At 71.9% G+C, this 9,959-nt stretch carries 4 protein-coding genes and 2 rRNA genes; 4 read left to right on the top strand and 2 right to left on the bottom strand.

Annotation, left to right across the window (positions count from 1 at the left end):
- The 3 genes from ACFC1F_RS22055 to ACFC1F_RS22045 form a co-directional block, all read left to right on the top strand.
- A 23S ribosomal RNA gene (locus tag ACFC1F_RS22055) occupies positions 1-93 on the top strand; the annotation flags it as partial.
- Between the two features lie 83 nt (positions 94-176).
- Positions 177-293 (top strand): 5S ribosomal RNA (gene rrf / locus ACFC1F_RS22050).
- Between the two features lie 94 nt (positions 294-387).
- A complete protein-coding gene (locus ACFC1F_RS22045; protein WP_376160535.1) occupies positions 388-1,236 on the top strand; it encodes a phosphatase PAP2 family protein in 849 nt (282 codons plus the stop codon).
- An 87-nt stretch (positions 1,237-1,323) separates the two neighbouring features.
- Here the strand turns inward: ACFC1F_RS22045 and ACFC1F_RS22040 are convergent, their stop codons facing one another.
- Positions 1,324-1,887 carry an acetate uptake transporter gene (locus ACFC1F_RS22040; protein ID WP_376160533.1) on the bottom strand — a complete coding sequence of 188 codons (564 nt, stop codon included), beginning with the start codon at positions 1,885-1,887 and terminating at the stop codon, positions 1,324-1,326.
- A gap of 422 nt (positions 1,888-2,309) precedes the next feature.
- Positions 2,310-4,865, bottom strand: coding sequence for a SpoIIE family protein phosphatase (locus ACFC1F_RS22035; RefSeq protein WP_209415454.1), 2,556 nt, complete (start codon positions 4,863-4,865; stop codon positions 2,310-2,312).
- A 572-nt stretch (positions 4,866-5,437) separates the two neighbouring features.
- Between ACFC1F_RS22035 and ACFC1F_RS22030 the strand changes: the two genes are divergently transcribed.
- Complete coding sequence (locus ACFC1F_RS22030) at positions 5,438-9,952, top strand: HAMP domain-containing protein (protein ID WP_376160539.1); 4,515 nt, start codon at positions 5,438-5,440, stop codon at positions 9,950-9,952.
- The last annotated feature ends 7 nt before the right edge of the window (positions 9,953-9,959 follow it).

Genomic DNA, 9,959 nt, shown 5'->3' with positions numbered 1-9,959 from the left:
GGCTCCCAGTAGACGACTGGGTTGATAGGCCGGATATGGAAGCCCTGTGAGGGGTGGAGTTGACCGGTACTAATAGGCCGAGGGCTTGTCCTCAGTTGCTCGCGTCCACTGTGTTGTTCTGAAACAACGACCCCATGACATGGCCTGTCATGGTGCGGCCGACAGTTTCATAGTGTTTCGGTGGTCATAGCGTGAGGGAAACGCCCGGTTACATTCCGAACCCGGAAGCTAAGCCTCACAGCGCCGATGGTACTGCAGGGGGGACCCTGTGGGAGAGTAGGACGCCGCCGAACAATCATTCCAAAAAGACCCCCTTCCGGACGGAAGGGGGTCTTTTTGCGTTAACGTCTCTGCCAGCACACCCCGGCCGGCGGAAGGCACGAACCGTTGCAGAACCTGACCCTTACCTGGCAGTCCGCCGGGGGCACCGCGGCCGCTCTCTACGGCGGTTCGTACGCGGCGTCGAGGTGGCGGCGGGCCCCGCTGTCGTCGCTGCTTCGGGAGGCCGGCACGCTGCTGGCGCTGTTCGCGCTCTGGCAGTTGGTCGGACACCTCTCCCTGATGAGCAGCGAGCACGCGCTGGACCGGGCGCGTTGGATCCACCGGACGGAGCTGGCGGTCGGATTGCCGGACGAGGCGTCCTGGCAGGCGGCGGTCACGCCGTACCCGGTGGCGGTGAAGGCGGCGAACTACTACTACGCCGTGATGCACTTCGCGGTGATGATCGCCGTCCTGGTCTGGGTCTTCGTGCGGCACCGCGAGCGGTACGCCTGGGTGCGGAACACGGTGGTGATCACGACGGCGATCTGCCTCGCCGTCCAGTTCATCCCGGTGGCGCCGCCCCGGATGCTGCCGCAGAGCGGGTTCGTCGACGTGGCCGCCGAGTACGGCCAGTCGGTGTACGGGGGCGCGGTCGGCGGGGTGGTGGTCGCCGCACAGCTCTCGGCCATGCCGTCGGTGCACGTGGCCTGGTGCGTGCTGGCGGCGGTGGCGGTGATCCGGGTGTCGACGAGTTCGCTGCGCTGGCTGGCGGTGCTGCACCCGGTGCTGACCGTCGCGGTCGTGGTGGTCACGGCGAACCACTTCTGGGCGGACGGCCTGGTCGCGGTGGCGATCCTGCTCTTCGCGTACGCCGCTCAGGCGGCCTTCGCCCGTTGGCGGGCCCGCCGGGCCTCCCGTGCCGTGTCGGCGGCGGTCGACGCACCGGCCGCGGAACGGGCGGGCAGCCGGCGCTAGCCGGACGGACGCGCCGGCGGGCCGGCCTCCCCACCCGGGGGAGGCCGGCCCCTGTGCGTGCCTGCCGTCGGATCCTCGGCCAGGCCCTTACTTGACCGGCAGTACGGCCCGGCCCCAGGCGCTGTTGGTCAGCGACGAGGTGGCCCAGTACCAGGCGACGAGCCCGGAGGCCGCGGCGACCCAGCCGGCGAACTTCGCGAGGCCGCCGGAGGTGTTGAAGGTGGCGAAGGCGGAGAGCACCAGCGAGACGGTCAGCAGACCGTAGACGAGGCGGCTGAACAGGCCCGCGTTCCAGCTGGCGGCGGTGAGGGTGAGGGCGAGCAGGGCCCACAACAGCAGGAACAGGCCCGCCGTGTTCTTTCCGGCCCCGCCGGCCGCGGACCAGGTGGCCCAGAAGGCGCCGAGGCTGGTGAAGGCCGTGCCGCTGAAGCCCTCGCCGCCGCGGAGCTGCCAGAGACCGGCGATGAAGAGGGTGACTCCGCCGAGGAGGTGGGCGAGATGTGCCGAGTCCCCGACCCCGGTGCCGCTGAGGATCCCGGTGGAGAGGAGACCGTAGGCGAGGAGTGTCAGGCCGAGGGCGAGGTAGCCGAGGTTGACGGCGTCGGCACCGGTTGAACGGGCGTTCTGTGCCCCGGAAGCTTCGTTGCTCACCGGAGGCTCCTTTCGGTTTGGGCGCGCGCAGGGCGCGGTCGACCGCAGGTGGGATGTTCGATGAGGTGGATGCGCGCGACCGCGCCGAGGGCGCACGGCTGGAGCGTGCGACGGCTGCGGTCAGAATGACGGCCCAGCGGAGGAACCGCTGGTCGTGTCCCCGCCGGGGGATTCCCCGGTGAGATCGGTGTACCCGGTCGGCAGAGCTTGTACCCTTGTGAATCGTACAATTTGTGCCGTCGTCAGCTGTCGAACGCTCACGGTTGGCTTCCGAGTCGCCCCGGTACGGGCAGCACCGCTCAGACTTCGGACAGCGGCGCTCAACCCGCGTGCGGCAGTGCTCAACTCACCTGCGGCAGTGCTCAACCCGCGTGCGTTGCTCAACCTGCGGGTGGCAGCGCCCGGCCCGCAGCCGGCACCGGTCAGCCCACGCGCTGGGCGGGCACCCGCAGGGTCAGGATGGCCATGTCGTCGGACGGGGGCTCCGGGGCGAACCGCTCGACGGCCCGCTGCACCCGCAGGGCCACCGCACCCGCGGTCAGCCCGGTGCAGCCGGTCAGCACCTCGGCGAGGCCGTCGTCGCCCAGCATCCGCAGCCCCTCCCGGCGTTCGGTGACGCCGTCGGTGACGCAGAGCAGTACCTCGCCGGGGGCGAGCACCAAGTGCTCCGCGGTGAGGTCGAGTTCGTCCATCACCCCGAGCAGCGGCTGCGGGGTGGCGGCCCGGTCCACCTGGCCGTCGGTGCGCAGCCGCAGCGGCAGCGGGTGGCCGGCGCAGACCAGCGACAGCTCGGTGCTGCCGTCCGGGCGCGGCGTCAGCTCGCCGTACAGCAGGGTGAGGAAGCGGCTGCGCGAACCCTCGTCGAGGATGGCGGCGTTGAGCCGGCTGAGGACCTGCGGGGCGTCCAGGCCCTCGCGGGCGAGCAGGCGCAGCGAGTGCCGGGCGAGGCCGGTGACGGACGCCGCCTCGGGGCCGGTGCCGCAGACGTCGCCGATGGCGAAGCCGTAGGTGCCCTCGCGGATGGTGAACAGGTCGTAGAAGTCGCCGCCGACCTCGTTGCCCTCGCCGGCCGCCTGGTAGTAGACGTCGACCTCGACGCCGGGGATCTCGGGCAGGTCCGGCGGCAGCAGGCTGCGCTGGAGGGCCTGGCTGGTGGCGGTGCGCTCGGAGTAGAGGCGGGAGTTGTCGAGTGCGAGGGCCGCCCGGCGGGAGAGGTCCTCGGCGAGCTCCAGGATCTCCTGGCGGAACCGGACGCCGGCCGGGGCGCCGAGGACGAGCAGGCCGATGACGCGGTTGCGGGCGGTGAGCGGCAGGACGACGGTCTCGCCGAGCAGGCCGGAGAGTTCGGGGCTGTCGGTCAGTCCGCCGGCCCGGGCGGTGTCGACCGGGGCGGTCCAGAAGCGGACGCCGTGGGTGGGGCCGGACTCCGGGGCCGGGGTCTTGTCGAGCAGGGCGCGCAGCGGGTCGATGCGGTCCTCGTCCTCGTGGAGGACGAAGGCGAGCGAGGCCGGGGCGCCGTGGTCGCCGTTGGTGTAGACGGCGCACCAGGAGGCGAGGGTGGGGACGGCCATCTGGGCCATCAGGGCGAGCGTCTGCTCGTGTTCCAGGGTGCCGGCCAGCAGGTCGGAGGCCTCGACGAGGAAGGAGAGCGAGCCGCGGCGCAGCCGGTCGAGTTCGGTGAGCCGGGTGCTCTCGATGGCGAGCGCGACGCGGTCGGCGGCGAACTGGAGGCGCAGCGCGTCCTCGTTGTCGTACCGGCCGGGGGCGGCGGCGGCGATGCCGAGGGAGCCGATCAGCCGGCCCTCGACCTTGAGCGGGACGGTGAGCAGGGAGCGCAGGCCGCTGCCGGTGAGCAGGGCGGGGCCGTTCGGGCGGGTGGCGAGGTCCTCGTGGACGGAGGGCAGCCGGGCGGAGTCGTAGCGGTTGCCGGTCTCGACCGGGAAGCGGCTGTGCCGGCGGTGGCCGGTGGTGAGGCCGGTGGCGGCGCGGACCTCGAACTCGGTCTCGTCCTCGGTGGTGAGCAGGACGTAGGCGGCGTCGGCGTCGAGCAGGTCGCGGGCGCGTTCGACGGTGCGCTGGAGCAGGGTGTCGAGGTCGTCGGAGGCGGTGGGGCCGGCGAGCAGGTCGAGCCGGCCGGCGGCCTGGTCGGACCTGTCGCCGGGCAGGGCGCGGGCGGGGGAGCGGAGCACCGCCCGGTCGGAATCGAGCACGAGCAGACAGAGGGTGGACGGGGTGCCGTCGGTGTCGCGGATCCGGACCTGGAGGCCGTACACGTCGACGGTGCGGCCGTCGGCGTGGCGCAGGCCGTAGCCGCCCTCCCAGCGGGCCAGCCGGAGCGTCGCGGCCAGGCCGAGGCCGGGGCCCTGCGGCCAGACGGCGAGGTCGGCCCAGGGGCTGCCGAGGACGGCGTCGGCGGGGTGGCGGAAGAGGGCCTCGGCGTCGGCGTTCCAGGCGAGCACGCGGCCGTCGTCGTCGAGTTGGACCACGGCGACGTGCACCGGGCCGCTGCTGCTGGGCAGTTCGCCGCCCGGGGTGGCGGGGACGGCGTAGCGGGTGCCGGCGACGTGGGCGGGCAGGGCGAGGCGGAACCAGACGGTCTTGCGGCCGGCCGCGTACTCGACGCCCCAGCGTTCGGCGAGGGCGGAGCACATCAGCAGGCCGCGGCCGCCCTCGCCGTCGGGGTCGGCGTAGCGGTCGGAGGCGGTGACGGGGACGTCGGCGAAGGACGGCAGTCCGCGTTCGGGGTGGTGGTCGGTGACCTCGATCCGGACGGTCCCGTCCTCGCGCAGGCAGCAGACCTCGGCGGCGGTGCCCGCGTGCACGACGGCGTTGGTGACGAGTTCGCTGACCAGCACGACGGCGTCGTCGACGACCTCGGGCAGGCCCCACCCCAGCAGGGCGTCCCGGACGAACGAGCGGGCGGCTCCGGCCGACCGGCCGACGGGTTCGAAGGTGGCGGCTGCGCGCGCGGTGACCACGTTGCCACTTCTCCTCTGCTCTGGCCCTGGCTGTCCGGGTGCGGCGCCGACTCCCCGTACGCGCCGGCGGGGTGAGCGGCGGCGCTGGGCGGGGTCGTGGCCCGGTGCAGCGCTCCACCCTACTTTCCGGTTGGTTCCCCGTGGGGGCGGGGCGCCGAAACAGGCACCTGAGGGTGATTCTGCCCACCTGTTTCGGCCGGGGCGGTAACAACCGAGCGCAACCGGCCGTATACCCGGCGCCCGTGCTGCCAGACTGGGGGGTCCGCGACGGCCGGTCGGAGCAGTACGGTCGTGTGGGTTCCGGTGGGCCGCGAGGCCCGCGGGGACGCAGTTGCGCCGGGCCGGTGTCCGGTTGCGGGCCCCGGAAGGGGCGCGGCCGGTCACCGGACATTTCACGATCTGGGAGGGGCCCGTTGAGTTCGGCCACCAAGGACGCAACCGGTACGACGCCGCCCGCTCAGCGTGGTGCGCGGTCCGGGGCCGCGCCGCGGAGCGCGGCCGGCCGGCGAGCGAACCACAACCGGGGAGCCGAGCCGGCCGAGCTGCGCAAGCTGCTGGCCGCGCTGACCGCCATGCGGGACGGCAACTTCCGGCGCCGGCTGACCGTGCCGGGCGACGGGCCGCTGGCCGAGATCGCCGCGGTGTTCAACGAGGTCGCCGAGCGCAACCAGCACCTGACCGGCGAGCTGGCCCGGGTGCGGCGGGCGGTGGGCCGCGAGGGCCGGCTGAACGAGCGGCTGGAGACCGGCGCCGGCGAGGGCGCCTGGATGGCCGCCGTCGACAACTGCAACGCGCTGATCGACGACCTGGCCCGGCCGATGGCCGACGTGGGCCGGGTGCTGGCCTCGATCGCCGAGGGCGACCTGGACCAGAAGATGGAGCTGCGCTCGCTGCACGGCAACGGGGTGAGCCACCCGTTGCGCGGCGAGTACCTGAAGATCGGCCGGACGGTCAACGGCCTGGTGGACCAGCTCTCCGAGTTCACGGACGAGGTGACCAGGGTCGCCATCGAGGTCGGCACCGAGGGCAAGCTCGGCGGCCAGGCCAAGGTGCGCAGCGTCTCGGGCAGTTGGAAGGACCTGGCGGACTCGGTCAACACCATGGCCGGCCGGCTGACCGCGCAGGTGCGCAACATCGCCCAGGTGACGACCGCGGTGGCCAAGGGCGACCTGTCGCGCAAGGTCACGGTCGAGGTGGCCGGCGAGATGCTGGAGCTGAAGAACACCGTCAACACGATGGTGGACCAGCTCAACGGCTTCGCCGCGCAGGTGACCAGGGTGGCCCGGGACGTGGGGACCGAGGGCCGTCTCGGCGGTCAGGCGCAGGTGCCGGGTGTCGCCGGCGTCTGGCGGGACCTCACCGACTCGGTCAACTTCATGGCCGACAACCTGACCGGCCAGGTGCGCAACATCGCCCAGGTGACGACGGCGGTGGCGCGCGGGGACCTCTCGCAGAAGATCGAGGTGGACGCGCGCGGCGAGATGCTGGAGCTGAAGAACACCATCAACACGATGGTCGACCAGCTCTCCGGCTTCGCCGAGCAGGTGACCCGGGTGGCCCGTCAGGTGGGCACCGAGGGGCGGCTGGGCGGTCAGGCGCAGGTGCCCGGCGCGGCCGGCGTCTGGCGGGACCTCACCGACAACGTCAACTTCATGGCGAACAACCTCACCGACCAGGTGCGCAACATCGCCCAGGTGACCACCGCGGTCGCCAAGGGCGACCTGTCGCAGAAGATCCAGGTGGACGCGCGGGGCGAGATCCTCGAACTCAAGAACACCATCAACACGATGGTGGACCAGCTGGGCGCCTTCGCGGACGAGGTGACCAGGGTCGCCCGGGACGTCGGCACCGAGGGGATCCTCGGCGGCCAGGCGAGCGTGCCGGGGGTCTCCGGCACCTGGAAGGACCTGACCAACAGCGTCAACCTGATGGCCAACAACCTGACCAGTCAGGTCCGCAACATCGCCGAGGTGACCACCGCGGTGGCCCGCGGCGACGTGTCGAAGAAGATCACCGTCGACGCCCGGGGCGAGATCCTGGAGCTGGTGACGACCGTCAACACGATGGTCGACCAGCTGTCGGCGTTCGCCGACGAGGTGACCCGGGTGGCCCGCGAGGTGGGCACCGAGGGCATCCTCGGCGGCCAGGCCCGGGTGCGCGGGGTGTCGGGCATCTGGAAGGACCTGACCGACAACGTCAACCTGATGGCCAACAACCTCACCGGCCAGGTCCGCAACATCGCCGAGGTGGCCGGCGCGGTAGCCCGCGGCGACCTCTCCAAGAAGATCGCCATCGACGCGCAGGGCGAGGTCGCGGCGCTCGCCGGCACCCTGAACACCATGGTCGACCAGCTCTCCTCCTTCGCGGTGGAGGTGACCCGGGTGGCCCGCGAGGTGGGCACCGACGGCACCCTGGGCGGCCAGGCGAGCGTGCCGGGCGTGGCCGGCATCTGGAAGGACCTGACCGACAACGTCAACCTGATGGCCAACAACCTCACCGGCCAGGTCCGCAACATCGCGCTGGTGATCACCGCGGTGGCCCGCGGCGACCTCTCGCAGAAGATCGACGTGGACGCGCGGGGCGAGATCCTGGAGCTCAAGACCAGCATCAACACCATGGTCGACCAGCTGGGGTCGTTCGCGGACGAGGTGACCCGGGTGGCCCGCGAGGTGGGCACCGACGGCCGTCTCGGCGGCCAGGCCAGGGTCCCCGGCGTGGACGGCACCTGGCAGGACCTCACCGAGTCGGTGAACGAGCTGGCCAACAACCTGACCCGGCAGGTGCGCGCGATCGCCCAGGTCGCCACCGCCGTGACCAGGGGCGACCTGAGCCTGCGGATCGACGTGGACGCCGCGGGCGAGCTCGACGAGCTCAAGGACAACATCAACCAGATGATCGCCAACCTGCGCGAGACCACCCGCACCAACCAGGAACAGGACTGGCTCAAGACCAACCTGGCCCGGATCTCCGGCCTGCTGCAGGGCCGCCGGGACCTGGAGGCGGTCGCGTCGCTGATCATGACCGAGCTGACGCCGGTGGTCTCCGCCCAGCACGGCGCGTTCTTCCTCGCCCAGCCGGCCGGCCGCACCGCCGAGCTGATCACCGAGGACGACGACGAGAACGACACCGTGCTGCGGCTGATCGGCAGCTACGGCTACCAGCGGCGGGCGATGCCGACCATCTTCCGGCCCGGCGAGTCGCTGATCGGCCAGGCCGCGGTGGAGAAGCGGGCGATCATCCTCAAGGAGGCGCCGCCCGGGTACCTCAAGATCGCCTCGGGCCTCGGGGAGGCCTCGCCGGCCCACATCGTGGTGCTGCCGGTGCTGTTCGAGGGCCGGCTGCTGGGCGTGATCGAGCTGGCCACGTTCAGCTCCTTCACCACCGTGGCACTGGACTTCCTCAACCAGATCGCCGACCTGATCGGCGTCACCGTCAACACCATCAGTGTCAACACCAAGACCGAGGGCCTGCTGCTGGAGTCCCAGCGGCTGACCGCGGAACTCTCGATGCGCTCCGCCGAGTTGGAGGCGCGCCAGGAGGAGCTGGAGCGCACCAACGAGGAGTTGCAGGAGAAGGCCTCGCAACTCGCCCAGCAGAACCGTGACATCGAGATCAAGAACGGCGAGATCGAGGAGGCCCGGCAGGTCCTGGAGGAGCGCGCCGAGCAGCTCGCCCTGGCCTCCCGGTACAAGAGCGAGTTCCTCGCCAACATGTCGCACGAGCTGCGCACCCCGCTCAACTCGCTGCTGATCCTGGCCAAGCTGCTCTCCGACAACAACGAGGGCAACCTCTCGCCCAAGCAGGTCGAGTTCGCCGACACCATCCACGGCGCCGGCTCCGACCTGCTCCAGCTGATCAACGACATCCTCGACCTCTCCAAGGTCGAGGCCGGGAAGATGGACGTCCGCCCGGCCCGGATCGCCCTGGTCCAGCTGGTCGACTACGTGGAGGCCACCTTCCAGCCGGTCGCCCTGGACAAGAGCCTCGACTTCGCCGTCCGGGTCTCGCCCGCGCTGCCGGTCACCCTGCACACCGACGAGCAGCGGCTCCAGCAGGTGCTGCGCAACCTGATCTCCAACGCGGTCAAGTTCACCGACGCCGGCGCGGTCGACTTCTCGATCAGCCCGGCCGGCCCCGAGGTCCCGCAGCACGTCCGGGAGCAGCTGCTGGAGGCGGGCGCGATCCAGGGCCCGGACGACGAGCTGATCGCCTTCTCGGTCTCCGACACGGGCATCGGCATCCCCGGCAACAAGCTGCGGGAGATCTTCGAGGCGTTCAAGCAGGCCGACGGCACCACCAGCCGCAAGTACGGCGGCACCGGCCTCGGGCTCTCGATCAGCCGGGAGATCGCCCGGCTGCTCGGCGGTGAGATCCACGCCGAGAGCGAGCTCGGCAAGGGCTCCACCTTCACCCTCTACCTGCCGCTGCGCACCGAGGCCGCGGGCGTTCCCGCGGGCGCGCAGCCGCCGGCCGCCGGCAGCCCCGCGGTCCGGGCCACGGTCGCCGTGACCCCGGCGGGCACGCCCGTCCCGGTCGGCGAGAACCCGGCCGACCACTGGGCCCAGGAGGTCCGCGAGCTGGCCGAGGAGCGCCGCCGGGGCGCCGTCGAGCGGCGCCGCGCCGCCGCCCTGGACGCCTCCGCCGAGGGCCGCGCCCAGGCCGTCGGCCCCGCCGTCCGTCCGGCCGGGCGGGTGGACGCCCGCTTCGACGGCCAGCAGGTGCTGATCGTGGACGACGACGTCCGCAACGTCTTCGCGCTCACCAGCGTCCTGGAGCAGCACGGCCTGACCGTCCTCTACGCGGAGAACGGCCGCGAGGGCATCGAGATGCTGGAGCAGCACGAGAACGTCGCGCTGGTCCTGATGGACATCATGATGCCGGAGATGGACGGCTACGCGACCACCGAGGCGATCCGCCGGATGCCCCAGTTCGCCGGTCTGCCGATCATCGCGCTGACCGCCAAGGCGATGAAGGGCGACCGGGAGAAGTCCCTGGAGGCCGGCGCCACCGACCACATCACCAAGCCGGTCGAGACCGACCACCTGCTGACGGTCATGCACGAATGGCTGACGGCCCGGAAGGGATAGCCGCCGC

It is taken from the genome of Kitasatospora sp. NPDC056181, from assembly GCF_042266225.1.
In the GTDB taxonomy this organism is placed as follows: Bacteria; Actinomycetota; Actinomycetes; order Streptomycetales; family Streptomycetaceae; genus Kitasatospora.
This window is presented reverse-complemented; position numbering and strand designations above follow the sequence as displayed.